Annotated in this window: 17 protein-coding genes; all 17 read right to left on the reverse strand. The window is 52.3% G+C overall.

Features of this window, described 5'->3' with window-relative positions; translation table 11 throughout:
* Position 1: 1 nt before the first annotated feature.
* The 17 genes from J2I46_RS21315 to J2I46_RS21395 all read right to left on the reverse strand — a co-directional run bounded on the left by J2I46_RS21315 (position 2) and on the right by J2I46_RS21395 (position 18,885).
* Positions 2 to 463, reverse strand: coding sequence for an ester cyclase (locus tag J2I46_RS21315; protein ID WP_207331094.1), 462 nt, complete (start codon positions 461 to 463; stop codon positions 2 to 4).
* Positions 464 to 572: 109 nt separating this feature from the next.
* The gene (locus J2I46_RS21320) at positions 573 to 1,139 is read right to left on the reverse strand and encodes a carboxymuconolactone decarboxylase family protein (protein WP_207331095.1); all 567 of its coding nucleotides are present in this window, start codon (positions 1,137 to 1,139) and stop codon (positions 573 to 575) included.
* A 93-nt stretch (positions 1,140 to 1,232) separates the two neighbouring features.
* Complete coding sequence (locus J2I46_RS21325; protein WP_207331096.1) at positions 1,233 to 1,802, reverse strand: carboxymuconolactone decarboxylase family protein; 570 nt, start codon at positions 1,800 to 1,802, stop codon at positions 1,233 to 1,235.
* 47 nt (positions 1,803 to 1,849) lie between these two features.
* The gene (locus J2I46_RS21330; RefSeq protein ID WP_207331097.1) at positions 1,850 to 3,082 is read right to left on the reverse strand and encodes an MFS transporter; all 1,233 of its coding nucleotides are present in this window, start codon (positions 3,080 to 3,082) and stop codon (positions 1,850 to 1,852) included.
* Positions 3,083 to 3,158: 76 nt separating this feature from the next.
* The gene (locus J2I46_RS21335; protein WP_207331098.1) at positions 3,159 to 5,936 is read right to left on the reverse strand and encodes a TonB-dependent receptor; all 2,778 of its coding nucleotides are present in this window, start codon (positions 5,934 to 5,936) and stop codon (positions 3,159 to 3,161) included.
* A gap of 43 nt (positions 5,937 to 5,979) precedes the next feature.
* Positions 5,980 to 6,540 carry a carboxymuconolactone decarboxylase family protein gene (locus J2I46_RS21340; protein WP_207331099.1) on the reverse strand — a complete coding sequence of 187 codons (561 nt, stop codon included), beginning with the start codon at positions 6,538 to 6,540 and terminating at the stop codon, positions 5,980 to 5,982.
* A gap of 174 nt (positions 6,541 to 6,714) precedes the next feature.
* Positions 6,715 to 7,266, reverse strand: coding sequence for a hypothetical protein (locus J2I46_RS21345; RefSeq protein ID WP_207331100.1), 552 nt, complete (start codon positions 7,264 to 7,266; stop codon positions 6,715 to 6,717).
* A gap of 14 nt (positions 7,267 to 7,280) precedes the next feature.
* Positions 7,281 to 9,464 (reverse strand): TonB-dependent receptor family protein, encoded by a 2,184-nt coding sequence (locus J2I46_RS21350; protein WP_207331101.1) that lies wholly within the window; start codon positions 9,462 to 9,464, stop codon positions 7,281 to 7,283.
* Positions 9,465 to 9,574: 110 nt separating this feature from the next.
* Positions 9,575 to 11,116, reverse strand: a complete 1,542-nt coding sequence (locus J2I46_RS21355; RefSeq protein ID WP_207331102.1) for a phosphatase PAP2 family protein — start codon at positions 11,114 to 11,116, stop codon at positions 9,575 to 9,577.
* 49 nt (positions 11,117 to 11,165) lie between these two features.
* Positions 11,166 to 12,056, reverse strand: coding sequence for a hypothetical protein (locus J2I46_RS21360; protein WP_207331103.1), 891 nt, complete (start codon positions 12,054 to 12,056; stop codon positions 11,166 to 11,168).
* A gap of 115 nt (positions 12,057 to 12,171) precedes the next feature.
* Positions 12,172 to 13,305, reverse strand: coding sequence for a hypothetical protein (locus J2I46_RS21365; RefSeq protein WP_207331104.1), 1,134 nt, complete (start codon positions 13,303 to 13,305; stop codon positions 12,172 to 12,174).
* Between the two features lie 331 nt (positions 13,306 to 13,636).
* The gene (locus J2I46_RS21370; protein WP_207331105.1) at positions 13,637 to 14,182 is read right to left on the reverse strand and encodes a hypothetical protein; all 546 of its coding nucleotides are present in this window, start codon (positions 14,180 to 14,182) and stop codon (positions 13,637 to 13,639) included.
* Positions 14,183 to 14,308: 126 nt separating this feature from the next.
* The gene (locus J2I46_RS21375; protein WP_207331106.1) at positions 14,309 to 15,103 is read right to left on the reverse strand and encodes a DUF2490 domain-containing protein; all 795 of its coding nucleotides are present in this window, start codon (positions 15,101 to 15,103) and stop codon (positions 14,309 to 14,311) included.
* A 113-nt stretch (positions 15,104 to 15,216) separates the two neighbouring features.
* A complete protein-coding gene (locus tag J2I46_RS21380) occupies positions 15,217 to 16,857 on the reverse strand; it encodes an NADP-dependent glyceraldehyde-3-phosphate dehydrogenase (protein ID WP_207331107.1) in 1,641 nt (546 codons plus the stop codon).
* A gap of 159 nt (positions 16,858 to 17,016) precedes the next feature.
* The gene (locus J2I46_RS21385; protein ID WP_207331108.1) at positions 17,017 to 17,520 is read right to left on the reverse strand and encodes a hypothetical protein; all 504 of its coding nucleotides are present in this window, start codon (positions 17,518 to 17,520) and stop codon (positions 17,017 to 17,019) included.
* Complete coding sequence (locus tag J2I46_RS21390) at positions 17,517 to 18,344, reverse strand: fimbrial biogenesis chaperone (RefSeq protein ID WP_207331109.1); 828 nt, start codon at positions 18,342 to 18,344, stop codon at positions 17,517 to 17,519. Before J2I46_RS21390 ends, J2I46_RS21385 begins: the two co-directional genes overlap by 4 nt.
* A gap of 10 nt (positions 18,345 to 18,354) precedes the next feature.
* Positions 18,355 to 18,885, reverse strand: a complete 531-nt coding sequence (locus J2I46_RS21395) for a hypothetical protein (RefSeq protein ID WP_207331110.1) — start codon at positions 18,883 to 18,885, stop codon at positions 18,355 to 18,357.
* Between the last annotated feature and the right edge of the window lie 68 nt (positions 18,886 to 18,953).

Consider the following 18,953-nt stretch of genomic DNA (forward strand, 5'->3'; position numbering starts at 1 on the left):
CTTACAGAATTTGCTTTGTAATCTGGTTGAAATCGACGACTGAAAAACCTTCAGCGATTTTACCATCACGGATAGTAAAGCGAGCAAAGCCCGGAACGGTAAATGGTTTGTTCGTAGCGGTCGGGGCTAAAAACGCAGAACTATGCGTTCCGGAGAAATTGGCCTTCAGGAATACAGCATCACCTTCAGCAATCACTTCCGTGATCTCGATTCGAAATCCAGCGAATGTGTTGTCCATCTTACCCATCATTGCCGTCAGCCCGTCGATCCCTATAACGGTTACTCCCAGCGAGTTACGGAACGCCACATCAGGGGTGACAATTGTTTTCAGGAAAGAAACATCGCGGGCATTGAGCAAAGCATTGAAGAAAGCAACGGCCGTTTTTGCAGCAGGGGTCTTCACCACGAGGGCATTGTTTTTCTGGATAATCGCCTCGTTTTTTTGGGCAACGCCGGTGTTCATGGCTGTGTATTGTGCAGCAGCCAATGGAGCGGTAGCCAGCAGGAGACCAGCAGCAATCAGAAGTTGTTTGTGTACAGTCATTTATAGTGAATTTAGAATGGTAAAGTGATTATGTAATATCAGTAGCCGCGTAACCGTTGGTTGAAATAATGGCAGCCCGGTTGCGGTAAAAATCTGGATTATTGACCGGAGCAACCGTTGCCAGGCCATCTACGTAGCGGTTGAACATACAGAAGGCAGCGGCAATCAGAACCGTATCATGAATGTCTCGATCGGTAGCTCCTTCAGTGCGGGCCAAGTCGATCTGTTCAGCAGTCACGTTTTTGCCTCCCTGCTGCACGCTGCCTGCCACCGTAAGCAGTGCCTTGAGTTTACTCGATACAGCAGCATTCAGGTAATCGTCCTTCACAGACCGTACCAAACTCCAGTCCTCGTCTCCCAAATGGTGGCTGGCAACGGCTCCGTGTATCGTCTGGCAATAGAAACAGTCATTTTTCGCCGAAACGTAGGTGGCAATCAGTTCGCGCTCGCCTTCGCTAAGCGTCGAATCAGGGTGGTGCGCATTGGCCTGCAGTAAAACGTTGACCAACTCATTCAGGGGTCGAGCCGTTTCGGGGCTAAACACCATTGGCCCCCGAATGCCAGGGACGCCGACGGGTAATTCGATATATGGCATATGTCTGGGTTGATTCAGCAGCCAATATGCCCCCAGCCATAATCAGACTGGGGGATATGCACTACTAACCTATGAAAAGAGTTAATGGCCCGTTCAGGCTTGGTTCGTTCTGCCAGATTGGGGTATTACGTACCCCAACGTACCCATCCGCTCACCCATCGCCATATAGGCAGCAGGGTCTGCGGGTGTCAGGGTTGCCAGGCCATCCACATAGCGGTTATACATGCAGAAAGAAGCCGCAATCAGCACCGTATCGTGTACGTCGCCATCCGTTGCGCCATACTGTCGGGCTGTTTCTACCAACTCGGTACTGACCGTCCGGGCATCAGTCTGAACGTGTTCAGCAATGGATAACAACGCCTTCATTTTGGGCGACAGACTGGCCGTATCAACATCAGTAAGTACTTGATCAACAATTGATTGATTATCACCGTAAAGAAAACGGGCCGCCGCCGCGTGGCTATTCTGGCAGAAATCAGTACAGTTTCGGCTCGAGACATACGCAGCTATCAACTCCCGCTCTGCGTCCACGAGCGTACTACCGGGCGAACCGGCGCGCAGCAGTGCCTGCGCCAATTCGTATAAAGGTTGGCCCGTATCGGGCCGGTACAAAACGAGACTCCGGATTCCGGGCGCGTCATTGTTCAGTTGAATATGGGGCATTGTTCAGTAAACAATTAGTTGTGAACAGATTTCTAGTTGGCAGCAGATTATGAATCAGTCGGTTTATACCGTACCCAGACCGCTACCAGGGCGAACAGGAACGCAACCGAAAAAACGAGCAGCGCATTGCCGAATCCACCAAGGCCCGCCACCATCGTTCCGACAAAAAATACGGCCGTCGCGGTAAAGAATCGCCCAATGTTAAAGCTGATTCCCGCCGCCGTTGCGCGGATTTGAACCGGAAAAAGGGCCGGAATAATGCTGGATAACGCCCCCTGGCTAATCCCAAAAAACAGGGCAACGAAGGCCGTTTCGACGTAAATGATTGGAGAGAACTGGTTGTTTGTCAGGAATAGCAGGCCACAACCGCCCTCACAGCCAACGAAGGTCATCAGCAGGGTTTGGCGTGACCCGAACCGGTTGAGCAGCAGCCCCGAAAACAACCCGCCGATAATTCCCCCCATTCCGAGCAGCATCATGGTCAGGCCACGTTCGCGCTCACCCGTTTGGCCTGGCGGCAACAGGGTCTGTACCCACGTAGGAATCCAGGAGAACGTACCCCAGAGCCCAACCAGTACGGATCCGAACACGAGAACACCGGTAATCAGATTTGTTCGATTGCTGGCCGTCCAGGCTGAGCTTTTCAGCTGGTTTTCAAGCTGTTGCCCACGTTGCCAACTCGCCGATTCGGGAAGTTTAACCAGCATGCACACCGCGATCAGCACGGGAATATGCCCCAGCCCGAACGCGTGTCGCCAGAGCACCTGCCCAACGTTCAGACTACCCGTTGCCACAATGCCAACCGGAAACATAACAGCCAGTACCCCAAGCACGACAGCCCGGTTTCGGGTAGGCCAAATTTCAGAAAGATACACCGTTGTCAGCAGCAACACCCCACCAACTCCGGCTCCCGTCAGGAATCGGCAGAGTAGTAAGGAGGGCCAGTTGGTCACTACCGTTGTTGCCAGCATGGCCACGCCGTAGAGCGCAGTGGCAAATGCGACCCCCCTGGCCCGACCGATCCGATCACTGACGAAGCCAAACGCTAACCCTCCCGACATCCAGCCGTATAGAAACGCAGCACTGATATATGCCCCCACATCGCCAAGCTCTGCCGCTCCTGTTTTTTCGCCCAGTAATTCGGGGACCACTACGGGCAGAAACGTCGCCATGAGTGTTGAAGCTGTGCCACCCAGCAAATAAGATACAGCACACAGGCCAAAGGCCAGCCAATTGGCGGTTAATACCTCCTCATGCGTATTGATTGATTCCGTAGTCATATCACGCTATGGTTTAGTGTTCATTCAGAAATAGTTAGCCAGCCCATCCAATACTAACCAGCTAACCATCAATAGATTATCTATTTAAACCTTGATCAAACGTGAGTGATACGTAATAAAGGCCACCAACAGCAGGAGAGCCGTACGCCTGTACGACGTACTGATTCGTGAGATTCGACGCACCTACCTTGAGCACCGATTTCAGTGACGACACCCGGTAGTTGACCTGCGCATCGAGCAGGTGATAAGCCGGTATACGACCCGGGATGAGGGCGTTGAATGAACCGACCCAATCGAATCCTTCCTGCCAGTGCCAGGCAACATTGAACCCCAGGTTAGGCAAAATATTCCGATGCCCCAGCGTAACATTACTTTTCAGCCGTGGGGTGTTGAATGCAGCCACATTATTGGGGTCCGCATTCCGAATATTAAACGACGACCAGGTTCCGTTCCCGCTGAGTTGGTAGCCTGTCGGCGTGCGATAGGTCACACCCAGCGTTGCCCCCTGCGCCGACACCTTATCAGCCGCGTTTGTGTACAATTGAAACGCCTGTACCCGCCCACTCAGAATATCCTGCGCGGCGGCTGGGTTCGGCTTTCCGTCACTACCCAGCACCGGGCTGTCGGGCCGCAGTACGACCGTGTTGAGAATGAAATTGGTGTAAACGCCGTAGTAGTAATTGGCGTCAACAGACAAGTTGCCCGTCAGCAAGCCCCGGTACCCCACCTCGAAACTATTGACCCGCTCTGGTGCAATGTAGGGCACGGCCGATTTCTGCAGCTTGTCTTTGTTATTGAGCACTGCCTGTTGCGGCCCAACTTTGTTTACATCAGCCCCAAAGCCAGCACCAAACTGGTTGACACTGCTGGCGGTGAACGAATTTTCATAGACGTTCATACCCGCGCTGTTGCTTGGTGCTCCACCCAGAATAGTGATTGGCCCCACGTTCAGCTTGATGAACTGATCAGACGGTGTGGGATTACGGAAGCCGGTCTGGTAACTGGCCCGGAAGTGGTGCCGATCTGTGGCTGAGAACACCGCCGACGCACGTGGCGTGAAATAGCCTGCAAAATTCTGGTTCTTATCGTACCGGCCCGACGCAGTCAGTTTCAGCCGGTCGGCAAGCAGCGTTTTACTTACCTGCACGAACGCGCCGAATTCATTATACAGAATCCTCCCGCCTTTATCATCGAATAACGTGCCGTTCGTGAACAGACTATACTGCCGGTAATTACCGCCAATCAGCACTTCAGCCGTGTTTTTTAGGGCTGAGGTCAGGTTATACTGACCATCCGTGTGCCACATGCTCGTCTGGCTCAGAATACCCGCTCCTGCCAGCCCCTGAACCCCGATCAATCTGCTTTTCTGCGCTTCATACTCCGACGAACCTGGCAGTAGTCGTCCCTGATCAGCAAAGGCCCGGGCCGTCGTTTGGTTGTTTCCGGCAACCGATGGAATCGTGCCGGCGAAAGCAGCGGCATAGCGGTCGAACCAGGTTTGGTCTGCTTTGTCGGGTGTGACCACGTTACCGTTCAGATCACGTACCCAAGTGCGGTTGATCTGCTGCCCCAACGACCGCGTATTGAATGAGTCATGCGAGTCTTCGGCATTAGTGTACCAGCGCACGAAGAAGTTACTACCCCGTAGTTCAACCCGGTGCTGAATCAGTGAGAACCCGTTGACAGAAAAACGATTCGAGCCCGTATAATTAGCCGTTCCTTTGGCGAAATTATACGCGTAGATCGCCTCCAGTTTGGGCGTAATCCGGTAGTGGAGCGCGCCGTTCAGTTTCAGGCTGTAGACCTTGTAATCTGTCAGATCTTTTTCTTCATAACCCGTCCGTGATACCTGACCGATACCTGGCAATGTCCGAACTACTTCATCGCCGTAGATATTAAGCGCATTCCGCGCCGGGTTGTTTGCCCCACGCAATTCGGGCGATGTTGTCTGGTTTACGTCAGAATAATCGGTGGCAAACCAATCTAAACCAGCCATATACGAGGCGTTGAGCTTAAACGCGAACCTGGCCCCGAAGGCTTTGGCATAGCGAAGAGCATGGTCTGTGTAAATAGCCGCGCCCGAATTTGCATCGCCCAGGTGATTGACCCCTACCTTCGATTGTACGCTAAGTCCCTGATTGCGGAATGGATCTTTGCTGGTCATCAGTAACACCCCATTGAACGCCGCAGGGCCATACAATGCCGAGGCCGCGCCCGGAACCAGTTCAACACTTTCGGCATCCAGATCGCTCAGGCCAAACATATTTCCTACCGAGAAGCCGAATCCGGCTGGCTGATTGTCGATTCCGTCGATCAATTGCAGGAACCGGCTGTTGCCCGTGCTCGCAAAGCCGCGCGTATTGATCTGCCGGTAAGTCAGGCCACTCGTCACCATGTCTACCCCCTTCAGGTTGTTGATCCCTTCATAGAATGAGGCGGAAGGCGTTTCACGAATAGCACGGACATCCATTTTTTCAACCGTAACCGGAGCGCGAAGAAGCCGTTCTTCCACACGCGAAGCACCCACAACCACCTCATCCAGTTGGCTGGTGCTCACTACAAGACGTACCTCGACCGGCTGGTCGCCGGTACCGACAGTTACTTCCTGGCGTTCGTGACCAACCATCGAAATGACCAGTGTTGGTGAGTTTTTCTGATTCGTATTCAGCGAAAATCGACCCTCTCCGTCGGCAGTTGCACCGGACAATTGACCTTTAATGACAACCGATGCACCGGGCAACGGCTGACCCTGACCGTCGCGGATTATACCCGTTATGCGACGCGACTGAGCGAGTGTGGGCAATGAAAGAGTAAGCATCATCGCAATTGCGATGACGGTGTATAGAATTTTCATGATTATTCGCGTAAAAGGTGGTTTCCCTGTTTTCAGGGTTCGCTTATTTTACTGGAGTGGGGTATCCGCCCGGCGGACGAACGTACCCACGTCCGGTGATTCGCTCCCCCAGCAATTGATAATATGCCGGGTCGGTAGGGGTTACGGTTGCCAGTCCATCAACATACTTGTTGTACAGGCAGAACAAGGCAGCAATCAGCACCGTATCGTGAATCTCCCGATCACTGGCCCCTGCTGCTTTCGCTCGGGCAATTGCTTCGGTTGATACCGCGCGGCCCGACTGTTGCGTGAGGGCAGCAATCTGAAGCAGTGCTTTCATTTTCTCACTCACGGGTGCTGTTTCGATATCGGCCTTCACTGCAAGTGCCGTTTCTGGTTCCCCCAGCAACAGATCGGCTGCTTTGGTGTGGGCCGCATTGCAGAAGTTCGTGCAGTTGCGCGATGACACCAGCGCAGCAATCAGTTCGCGCTCGCCTTCGCTAAGCGTCGATTCGCCACGCAACAGCAGTTGCGTCAGGTTCCGAATTGGCTCGGCGGTGTCTAACCGATATTCGAGCAGGCCGGTGATGCCCGGCAGATGATCAGGAAGTGGAATATGTGGCATAGTGTCAGATCAGGTTAGCAATTTGTTCCTCATTCATCACCACCAGTGTCATATCACCCCTACAGGTCGCACCCGAATCTGAGTAATCACTCGTTTTTCGGGTAAAAAGTAGACCGGCCAGCCATAGAATTGCCGCTATCATTACTACCAGTATGTACATAATCTAATGTTTATTTATGGGATACGTGTCAGTTGAGTTGTAACCCTGTCCTGTTTTGGCAGTAGTGGCGGTTGCCGCATCCAGGTTACTGAAGCACTATACCCCGATAGGTTTTCGGAGATTCCATTATAGCTGTCCACTTTCCGGAGGACAACCGATATGCGATCTTTGGTGTATTGCAACCCAACGCCCTCATTCGATTGAGGACGTTTATCCAGGGAAAACCCCAGTGCTAACAATTCATTGTGCCATGTGTTATACACCTCTATTGACTTCGTCTGGTCAACCAGCGTTGTGGCATTTGGCCCAAATACATAGCTCATTACCTGGGATGACATCGCGGGCTGATTAAGGTAAGCGGGCCGCTGATCCATGAACAGGCAACTCCAGTTTGTGAGCGTTTTTTTGCGCTGATAGCAGGTGTACCCTTTAGCTTCCATTTCCTGCTCAAACGTGGCGGGCGTTTTCGTTACCAGCCGAAGCATGTCTGCAATCGTTAAAGACTGGGCGGCCAGTGTTCCAATGGACAGTACCCAAAAAACACCGACAAGGATTCGAGTTCTCATTGTGCAGGTACGTCTTAGAGTTTGATCCCGACTGATAGTACTGCGTTACGCCCATCTGATGACCAGACACCGGGGCCAGGGTAGAACAAGGGCCGTTTGGTGAAATACTGGCTGTTCAGCAGGTTGTTGACACTGCCTCTGACGTGCAGCCAGGGGGTTACCCGCCAGGTTGCATTCAGATCCCATACACCATATGCAGGCACCGGACCTTTGGCACCGTTGGCCGTAACGACGGGTGTATTCAGGGCATCAGAGTAGGTCATGCCCACGTAGCTGTACTGAGCCGTCAGACTGGCCGTACGGTAACGAAACGTCAACCCGTTTCGAGACGTGAAACGGGGAGCCGATTCAACCTGATTGCCCGTTACGTTTCGGTTCTCAGTGCCGGCCGATACATTGGCGTTGATATAGCGGGCATCCATGAACGCAGTGGACGTAAAGCCGCTGACAGTAAGACGACCGGCGTTCAGGACCTGTCCTTCCAGCAACACCTCTACGCCCTGACTACGACTGTCGCCGATCGTTGTCCGGAAGGTGTAGGGCTGACCATCCGTACCGGTTTGAACCAGCGTTCCCATCCGGTTACGGTAAAGCACATCGAACAGACTCATGTTCACGTGTACCCCTTTCCAGCGGCCTTCTACCCCCAATTCAGCGTTATATCCGTTTGCATCTCGCAGGTTCTTATCAACCTGTTCGTAAGTCGACGCAGGAATGATGTCCTTGAAAATCACCGGACGATATGCCTGCGAAATGCCGCCATACAACCGAAGGGCCTCATTCACCCTGTACTGTCCGCTGATACCCAGCAGTACGAACTGGTGCCGGATATCATTGGGCAAATTACCCGGATCGTAATTGGTGATAACGCCACGCATCCGGGTGAGCCCATGCTCGAACCGGATACCGGGCGAAAGCGTCAGGCGCGGCGTCACCTTAAGTTGCATTTCGGCAAAAAAGGCTCCGTTGCGCGTGTAGTACCATAAATCCCGGCCAAAGGGTGCCGTCAACGTCATATCGTAATCTGAGCCGGTTGTGCCTTTGCCCAACTGCTGGCGATGCAGGTCATTATGCATTAGTTGCCCGCCAACAACCGCAGTGGTTGCCATCCCGGCCAGCTGGAACTGATGCAACAGCCGGGCCTCCGTTGTGAAACTGTTAAAATGATCACTATCGACCTGCCGCTGGCGATACTGACCCGTTACTGCATCAGGTACGTCCGGTACGGTTGCAAAGGCATCAATCAGCACGCTGTTTCGTACTCCCAGCACAGCCGACGTAATCAATTGCAGCCGGGTTTGGTTACTTAGCTGCCAGTCGGCCCGCACCGAGGGCACCCAGATATCGGGGCTAAAATAATTTCGGGTACGGGTTGCCTGACGCGGATCGGCCCGAAACATCGAGTCGGTGAGCGGGCCGGGAATATGATAGACATACGTTGACCGGGCCAGCTCGGCAGAGATACTCAGCCGTGACGAAGCCTGATAGCGTAAACTTGCGAATAGGGCCTGCGCATCAGACTGACTGTTTTGCCTGTATCCATCAGCGTGCCGCCAGTATGCGTAACCGTAGTATGTAAGCTTACCAACACGCCCGCCAACGGCATTATAGGTGCTGCGTAGCCCGTACGAACCAATAGAAGCGATGCTCTCGAAACTAAACCGCCTGGTGGTATCAGCCTGTTTCGAGACCATGTTCAGCATGCCGCCAAACTGAGCACCATACTGAAGCGACGCCGTTCCACGAACCATCTCGATCCGTTCCAGACTTTCGCCCGGTGGTGAGAAATGGCTGGCCGGATAGCCGTACATGTCTGAATTGGTCAGCACGCCATTGTAGCGCATGTTCATCTCCCACGAACGGTGCGCATCCAGTCCCCGCGTTGCCACGTTGATCTGGTTGCCCGATCCGTCCATGTCGTAGATAAAGACGCCCGGCACGCGGGCCAACAGTTGACGAGGGTTTTTCTGAGCCACATCAGCGTCGGTATCAGCCAGCCGGATCAGCTCTGTCCGACGGCCAGCCATCAGGTACGTTCCCTGCTGATCGGGTAACGAGTGAACCTCACCAGGTCGGGATGTTCGCACCTCAACCGTTCGCAGTTGCTGGATACGTAGCGTATCGGATTCGGGCGATTGGGCAAAGCACGGCCAGGCCAACAGCCAGCAGGCTATCGACGTATTGATCACGAATTTCATAGAGAATAGTTGAGTGTTTAATCGGGCTGAAACAACGTATGGTCACCTAGTATGGAAAGCTCATCTGGTGGAGCTTTCCATACTAGGTGCCTGAAACTTGTTACGTTAATTTACAGACCTGATCCATCTGTTTTACCCCTCGCTACTGCGTAAGACCCGATGTTTTTACCGCATACCAGGCCCGCAGTACAATCTGAACGGAAGTGAATCATCCCGTACACCCGTGACACCGAAGCCTCCTGAGCGCGGGCCCAGAATTCATCTGAACGATCTGGAAAAATGCTGCCCAATACGGTAGCTGCTGCCGCCGAAAAAGTCGAGTGACCAGAGGTATAGCTTGGGAAGTTGGGGAGACCAACCGACGTTTTTACACCGTACTGTTGCGGACGGGGCGTGTAGTAATAAAACTTAGTTTCCCAGCAACACACACCGGCATCCTGCAGGGCTGTACCAACCAGCGCCAGTGTACGGGCCATCCGTACCTCACTATATTTGGCTTCATGTGCAGCATCGGCGGCCGACCGCATCCAGTGGCCAGGAGGCGTGTAACTTCCGGCACCATCAGCCCAATAGTTAGCAATGCGGGCCTGCTCACGCGTCTGGTTTTTATTAATATCCCGCAACTCATTCAGTTCGGCATTAAACTGATCGGAACCGGGCAACGGAGCCGGGCCGGGACGTAGTGCTACCAGGGTGGCGCGGTCGAAGTTCCAGGTTGAAACGGCACCGTAGTTTGGCAACATGGGCGGACGCAGCGGAGACTCCTGGCTGACCCATACCTCTGTCTGACCGCGCCCTTTGGCCGATTCGATCATGCCGGCAGTGAGTGTCTGGTTATTGGCCGCGCCCATGCCATCCGTTTTAGCACGAGCCATGATTTTGGCTGCCACCTGCGTCCCTAAACTGGCACCCGCATCCAGTTCGCTTTTCACGTTCATACCCGCCCACTGACGAGCATTCGTGTGCTCAGCTACTTTCGCATCAATGTATGTTACCTCACCAGGGAACATGGCTTTCAACACCACGGCCGAAGCCGCCGCAACGACTGCATCTTCTGATGGGTACGTTGGCAGGGCCGAAACGGGCAGTGCAGCAGCCACGGTAGCATCTACTTTCGATGGAGCCGTACGCTTAAACTTGTACTTGTAATTCCAGGCTGCCACCAGCGCATCATACTGAGCCACGCTCAGATTGGCCAGCGCACGCGCCGTATAGGGCGGATTGGCAAACGGGAACTTCGGATCGGCCAAGGGGTTGGCGGCATCAGGCACAGGGTATTTTCCTTCGGCGTTTGATGCTGGTGGCGTATTATACCGGGCGGCCAGTTCGCGGGCAATTTCGTTCCAGCGGTAGGCGGCTCCAGCTCCCCAATACACCACAGCCTGCTGTTGTTCCAGCGTCAGGTTGGCCGCTTTTGACTTCAGGTCTGTCAGTTCGGCAATATATTCAGCTGATGATGTTGAAGAAGGCGTCGCAATCGTTACGTCGGTTGGGCTTGTCAGCACGTACGTTTTCCACGTACCTGCTTTATCATCAACGCTGGCCGGCGTATAGCCAACGCGTTGTGGTTCTTCAATTGTCTTATCGCAGGAAACAACCGTCATAGCAACGGCTACAAAACTGATAATAAGCGCTTTATTAATATGTTTCATTGTGTTAAAACGATCAGATCTGTACGGTTTAGCAACCTGTACAGGCTTGTTATTTCAGGTTGATTTGATACAGTAATCCCACCATAAATGAGGTACTCTGGCCCATATTCTGGCCATCGGTAACGTACCCAACGCGTGCATTGAACCCTACATTATGCGGCTGGTACTTGCCATACCAGCCCACCGTAGTTGCCTGCATATTATTGGTTGGAAACGGCATATCGTTCCGCCGAATATTATCGCCCGATACACAGGTAAAACGTTCAGCAAATACTTCAGTCTGGAACGTACGGCGAAGAATACCAACCCGAACGGCGGCGTCCATTGCGTTAGGTACAGCCACTTCATTCGTATTGTACACATGCCCGTCGGCCAGATACGAATCCTGATCGATACGGATCGTACTGCGCCAGGTGTAGGTACCATGGGTTGTCAGATAGAGACCGGTTTGGGGATGCTTATAGTTCAGCAATACCCGCCCGGCTACCGACCGGGCTCCCATACCGATCGACATTGGCTGAAAACTGGCGATGTAGCTGCTCAATGGGGTTGATGCGCCAACCAGGCCATGTACTGAAAACCCCTTGTATTGGAGGGCATTCACTTTCAACCAGCCCGACACGTCCTGAAACCCCTTCTGACCCATCAGGTTACCGGCCGTTGTGCTGGTCCAGATGTATGGTACGTTAACAATCAGGTTCACACGATCACTTAAGCCAACGGCAGCCATTAGAGAGGCACTTTGCGTTGTATGCGTGCCAATGTTGAAATTTTCCCGTTTCAGCGTGTTTTCCCAATACGAGTTCCAGTTGCTCCGACCATACATAGCAGCGGCGCAAATGGTCTTTTTAGGCATGTATATAGCATCCTGGGGCATCTGTGCCCAGCTAGTTGTTGCGCTTGCCAACAGTAACGCAACGATGAGGAGTTGTTTTTTCATAGGAAGTAAGACCTACCGAAGTAGATCATCTTGATCTACAGGAGTTAACGAAGTAAACGATCCGGCATTTTCCAGAACGTGTATCCTTTAAATCCTGTAGGGCCGCCAGGGCGGTTTAGAAGGAACGGCTTACGTTGAATGAGATCAGATAATCAGCAAAAGCGGCATCGCCGTGCTTCAGCCCAAGTGGGTCAAGCTGGTCAGCGTAGCTCCGGGTGCGGTTCCGATACACAGCAACAGGTACGGATAAGGCGGCGGCATAACCACCCTTCATGTAGGAGAAACCTGGCTCAACCGAAACGATGTAGCCTGGGCGACGGAAACCATTGCTTCCACCAAAGGCATCTTTGGCCGGCACGCCTTCTACGCGGCCACCCAGCATCACTGCCAGCCCCGGAACGAACCGAATTGACTGGCTCAGACCCAACCGGGCAGCAAACTGATCGGCTACCGAAAATTCACCCGTTACCAGGTCAATTGTAGTCGCCGTTGGGTTGCGCTTAACACCGTTAGTTTCGCGGGGATTAAAGAGATAAAACCCGTTTGCATAAGCAGTTAGACCACTTTTTGTGAGTTGTGAGTACCCTTGCAGTTCAATACTGGCCCCTACACCGCCATCACCTAGCTGAATCGACTGATCGACCGGTAATGTAATGGTGTAGTCGGCACCTTCTTTTGTTTTGCGGTGAAACTGATCGGTTGCTTTGTAATCACCGGTTGGCAGTTTAACCCCTACTCCTACTGCCAGATTTGTCTTTGGCAGTGTAGCCGGATTGATCAGCCAGTAGCTCGTCGAAATACGAAGGTCGCCAATGCCTTTGGAACCCGTATGGAAGCGATTAGCGTCGGGATTGATGCCGCTACCAGCCGCTGGGTTGCCGTAATGCTCGTAGAGCGATGAGCGATCGTTGGTTTGAAGCGGAAGGTTAACCGAAACCGACCAGCGTAACGATGGCATATAGGTAATGCCAAGATCAACAGCGTGTGAAGTATTGATAACCTGTGTTCCCTGTTCGACGCGTTGTTTCTGTTCAACATCGCCAACAAAATGTTTGTACGACTGAAAATAACGGTATCCCGCCGATACCTGCCACGTACCAGTACGTTGCTTGAAGAAAGCAGCCGACGACCCGGACGGAGCAGCACAGCTCATGTGACGAACCGCTACGCAGCCTTGTGCAGCCGCAAATTGGGTACTAACAAGCAGGCCAAGCAGAGCCAGACCCGTATATTTTAAAGATGAGATCATAGAAGAAAGCATCCCTTCCCACTCCAGGTACGTTTGCAGACGTTATACGTCAGGCATTCACCAGGTTAAGGTTACACCTTTTTGACACCAGCGCAACAGTAGCTCATATACAATGACAGCTGCCTTTGCAGGGTAAAGGGTTACCTTAAAACAGAACTAAATTACCTGTGCGTAAACGCACTACACGGGTTTATCGTGTACCACACCCAAAGCAGAATGGAACAATTAATTGAGTAACTGATTGATAAATAGCCTATTGCGCAGCAGAACGAACGCCAGGTACGTACCTGCAACATCGTTAGCGCCGAGACTATAAAACAGAAAAACTCAATTAACCTCGGGGTGGAGGCGAGAGCACCGCCAGACAGCGGGCCAGCGTAGCCAGGGGAGCGTCGGCGATACGAACGTCTACCAGCCAGGCTAAAAGGGATGAAGAAAATACTAATCGGTCTGATGGCTGGTATTCTTTCAGCAGCAGCTTAAGCCAATGGCCTGCTTTGCGCTGCGAATCGTCGCCAGAATTGGCACTGATCGTTTTTTTAACAAAGGAAAGGAGATCCTGCTGCCAGAAGCGGGCGGCTTTATCTTCCATCCCGGCAATGCGTAGTGTGTCGCCGCTTAGTTCAACGCTGATCACATCATAGAATTTGTCGTGGTAGGCAAACCCATCCTCGGTGGTTTGTTCAACCAGCTTTTGAGCCTGCCCTGCACCAAGCACAACCTGAAACTCGACCATGCTATCGACTGACGAGTAAACCGTTAGCCGTTCGGTCAGATCGTGCTGATCTTGCCACCAGACACCAACCGCCACCCATACCGTTGCCAGCATGTGGTAGAGCAGTAAGGCCAATAAGCTAAGACTCAGCAGGCGTTTCATACTATAATGACAGATAGAAAAAAGGCAATTCAGGGCGTTTTAGTAGAAAGAATAGAACAAATATAGCGAAATGCAGTTTTAGGCTAACTCATTCAACTGAAAAATAGCAATTATCAAGCCACAGTATCAGAAAGGAGGCGTCAATAACCACGTAGTCAGCCCATCGAGGCTAAAATTAGTAGCCCACTGAATCTGTAGCAAATGTAGGTTTCTGTGATCCTGCGCGGCATTTCGTATCAGGTTCTGATACTGGTACCCCACTTCAATTTTGCCCCATTTTCCTGTATTATAGCCAACACCGCCATACGTCCAGTTTTCGCCATAAAACGCATTCTTGGAACTGATCGGGCTATTTTTCGCCCCGGAAAAACAGAAGAATGCTTCATTCGACAAGGCAGCGTACCAGCCTGTTTTCTGCTGCTTGGGGTCGAAGAACGGAATGGTAGCGCCAACGTGGTAGCGGCCAAGTTGGGCTAATGACCATTTCTCGGTCGAAAGCCGAAGTGGGTACCGTTCTTCATACCGAAGTCGGTGGCTCATCTTTATCCGGCTGCCCGTAATATCATGTGAGAGCACAGTTTGCGCCCAAAGTCGGTTCTCATTGACCCGAATACCAAACAGATTATGGCGTACGTATGCATACCCTACGCCAACCTGTATGTTATCGGTTACTTTGTAGGTCAGGCTGGGTTGAGCATAATACTGCAGGGCCAGCATGGCTACTCCCGGCGACTCGGCAGCCTGCGAGGTTGCGTGGCTGGTCGAAGACAGAAACAGGTTGTAACCCAGGCGTTTGGTGACCGATCCTGTTTGTGAATACTGAGGGAAAACACCGTAAAACGTCCAGGTCTGGGCTGTTGATGGTATGCTCAAACCAATAAGCAATAGGCAGGAAGCGGCAATTTGTAGCCAGTTCTTCATAGTGGGTCAGGTGGCTTTCTTCGTCCACCTGACCACGCTTCTACAATTTATGTGCCAGCGGGTTTGTGCGTACTCCGGCCTGGGCAAAACCTGCTAACTGTACTACAGAATCCCTAAAAAATGAAGTTCGTGCTAAGAAAGACAGACTTATGATCGCCCACGATCTCGTTCAAAATCTCCTTGTTTGCAGCTGTATCTTTCGTGGCAACCGCCGAACGGATAGAGAATGAGCGAATAGCATCCTCTACAGATAAGGTACCCTCAGCCGAATCTTTACGACCGGTGAACGGGAACGTATCTGGCCCGCGCTGGCATTGTGCGTTGATGTTCACCCGGCTGACAAGATTCACCAACGGATCAATCAACGCTGAAATGGCCGTGGTATCCGTACCGAAAATGCTGGCCTGCATACCGTGATCATCGGTAATCAGGTAATCGATAAACTCATTCACGTCATCATAGGCAACCACCGGCACTACCGGTCCGAACTGCTCATCCCGATAGAGCTTCATGCCTTCTTTTACCGGATAAACAACTGCCGGCCGGAAAAGCGAAGCTTCTGTCTGACCACCACCCTCGTTAATAACAGAGGCCCCCTGGGCTTCCGCGTCTCTGATACAATCGGCCAGGTAATCTGTTTTGCCTGCCTCCGGCAACGGCGTAATCTGCACGCCATCGGTCCAGGGCATACCCGGCTTTAATTTACTCACCGCAGGGCCGAACTTTGCCAGGAACTGATCGGCAATGCTGCGGTGTGCCCAGATGATTTTGATGGCTGTACAACGCTGGCCGTTGAACGACAGTGAGCCAAGCAGGCACTCCTGTACCGCAACGTCCAGATCGGCATCGGGTAAAATAATGGCCGCGTTCTTGGCATCGAGGCTCATCACCGATCGTAAGCGGTTCAGTTTAGGGTGTTGCCGTTGTAATTCGTCAGCTACCCGGCTTGATCCGATTAGCGTCAGCACATTTACTTTTCCCGATTTCATAACGGGTGGTATCACATCGGCACCGCGCCCGTAGAGTGAGTTCACCACGCCCTTCGGAAAACTGGTCCGGAAGGCCTCCAGCATCGGGTAATGCAGCAAGGAGCCGTGTTTGGGCGTTTTGAACAGGATGGTGTTTCCCATCAAAATAGCCGGGATCAGCGTAGTATAGGTTTCGTTCAAGGGGTAGTTGAACGGCCCCATTGATAGCACAACACCCATTGGCGAACGCCGGATTTGCCCAATGATACCTTCCTCGATCCGGAAACGCGATGAGTTCCGGTCCATTGTTTTCAGGGCATCAATGGTATCGTAGATGTACTTTACTGTCCGGTCAAACTCCTTGGTTGAATCGGCCAGGTTTTTGCCAATTTCCCACATTATGAGGTTGATTACCAGGGTCCGCTGAGCCAGCATTTTACCAATGAAGGTTTCCATGCAGGCAATTCGGCCGGCAACAGACATCTGCGGCCATTCGCCACGGCCATTGTCGTAGGCAGCAACGGCGGCATCCAGGGCTGCCATGGCTTCATCAGGGCCAGCAACCGGAAATGAGCCAACCAGTTGACGCTGCAACGTACCCGGAGTGGATGTTCCTGATTCGTCGGGCACACAAACGGGCGAATACACCTCGGCTACTTTCCCTGTCCAGGGTTTCATTTCGCCGTTAAGCAGGTACTCACGCTGATGGATCGGTTCGATACGATACTGAACCGGAATTTGAGATAGATCCGTTGGGAAAAACGTGGTGGAGTCAGTGGAGGTCATCGTACGTTGACTTTTGTTGACCCGCAAGTTTGTGGATAATCCTGATAATGATAGCCCGTGCGCTAACAGACATCAAAAAACAGCACTGATCGGTTAATTCAGGCAAATTGGGCATGACCGTCGCCAGGTACGTCGTCATACAGATTAACGCCCCGCATTCTACAGCGCCGTTGAACTAAAGATTATCGTGGCGGTGTAGGTGCCACCCGGCTTCAGGAAAGCACTGCCTCCTTTGGTACGATATCGAAACGTAGTACCCAGCAAGATAGGTAGGCTCGCCAGACCAGAGGCAATGACCTGGTCGGCTGTACTGAGCACAATCTCTGGTCGACTCCCAAGATTAATAGCCTGGATGCCAATCGCCGACGCAGGAATCGAGTTGTTCTGGTAGCGCAGATCGTCTGCGATGCGCACCTGCAACGCCCAGGTCAACCCGATCGAGACGCTCAGTCGAAGTGTAGTATGATCAATTGATACGCCTTTGGTGTAGTCATCAACGGTACTTAATGTCAGTGCAGGATTACTCAGGATAGTTAGTCCCAGAGCGGCCACATTATCGGTTTGGTTGCCCGGCGGTTGCTCAGACACATAAGGCTGCGCCAGCACATTGACGGAAATGACGCCCAACCAGGCCAGGAGGATCAGGAACTTACAGTAACTCATTTCAGCACGGCTTCTAACTCAGCTACTTTCAACGTCTGTCCGGGTCCACTATCGAGAATGGCTACGATCAGGTATTTTCCTTTGGCTAAAGAAGCAGGCACCATAGCTGCTACCTTAAACTGGTCTTTAGGCATTGTATTGACGGGCATTGGCTCCATTTTTAATTCCTGCATGCTGTCCAGATTCAGGTATTCGAGCCGGAGCTGACTTTCAAGCAACGTACCTCCCTTGTTTTCTACCTGCACCTTTACCTGATACTGATCACCAGCTTTTGCCACATCCATACCTGTAATCGCAATATCTGGCTGTGCACTCACCTCGGGCAATACATAGAGATGCACGCCAATCTGCACTTTTATAATGAACTGAGATGCGCCCTTTGCCCGGGCGGTTTCCTGTTCATTGGCCTGGGTGAGCAAAATCATACCGTTACGAACAACTGCCGAACCCGAACGGGGATCGGCCTGTACCGTTACCAGGATATCACGCTCTTCGTGTGGGGCCAGTTCTATGACAGATGGTGTGACCCTCACCAGAGAGCAGCAGGAATTGGGTAAACTGCCAGCGGGATAATATGCTTTAGTCCCCATGGAATCGCGCCGCCAGTCAGCACAGGTTGCCTGCAGCACCAGGCGGGTGTCCATCGTATTGTTCAAATGCAGACGAAGGGTCTGTTCACTGGTTGTGCTGTGGTTAACGTATAGCTTGGCTGGCGACACTTGAAAGCCAATCTGTGCCTGACAGGGCAGTATTGCCACCGCCAGGCACAGAATTAGCCACAAGCCAACCATACGCCGCGTGCTGAAGCTTACTGGCGTTGGCATGTTGGTACAGTTAGTGCGCAGAAATCGAATAGGTTAATGTTGATGTATACACACCCGTTTTAATGAAATCCTGGCTGTTGGCAGGTGTGGAGTATTTCACACTAACAGTTTTTGCCATCGCACCAGGCGCATTAGACACAAAAGTCTGGTCGCTTGTTGAGAGACTTACCGCGGGTGTTGTGCCCAACCCCGCGCTCATTGCCTGTACGGTTACATTACCAATAGGAATCTTGACAGCCGACTGCCCCAGGCCAGACGTCAGGTCACCGTCGGCCCGCACCTTGAGGTCGTATGGCCGATTGCTGCTGACGGTCAAATGGAGCGGTATGGTAACGTTCCTACCGTTAATGTAATCTGTTTCAAGGCCATACGTTAACGCAACCGCCGGCTCTGTTACTACGATAGCCATGACATCAACCAATGTCAGGGTTACCAGGGCATTGCCGGAGGTAAGTTGCGCCTGCGCTGAAGTGGCCCCAAAGCCGGAACACAAAGCAGTTAAGGCGGCAATGGCAATCATCATTTTGTCGAGTTTTTTCATAAGAAAGTTGGTTAATAAACGTGAAAAATCAATAGGTTAACACTAAGTACTTTAAATACAACTATTAG

It is taken from the genome of Fibrella forsythiae, from assembly GCF_017353175.1.
GTDB lineage: Bacteria > Bacteroidota > Bacteroidia > Cytophagales > Spirosomataceae > Fibrella > Fibrella forsythiae.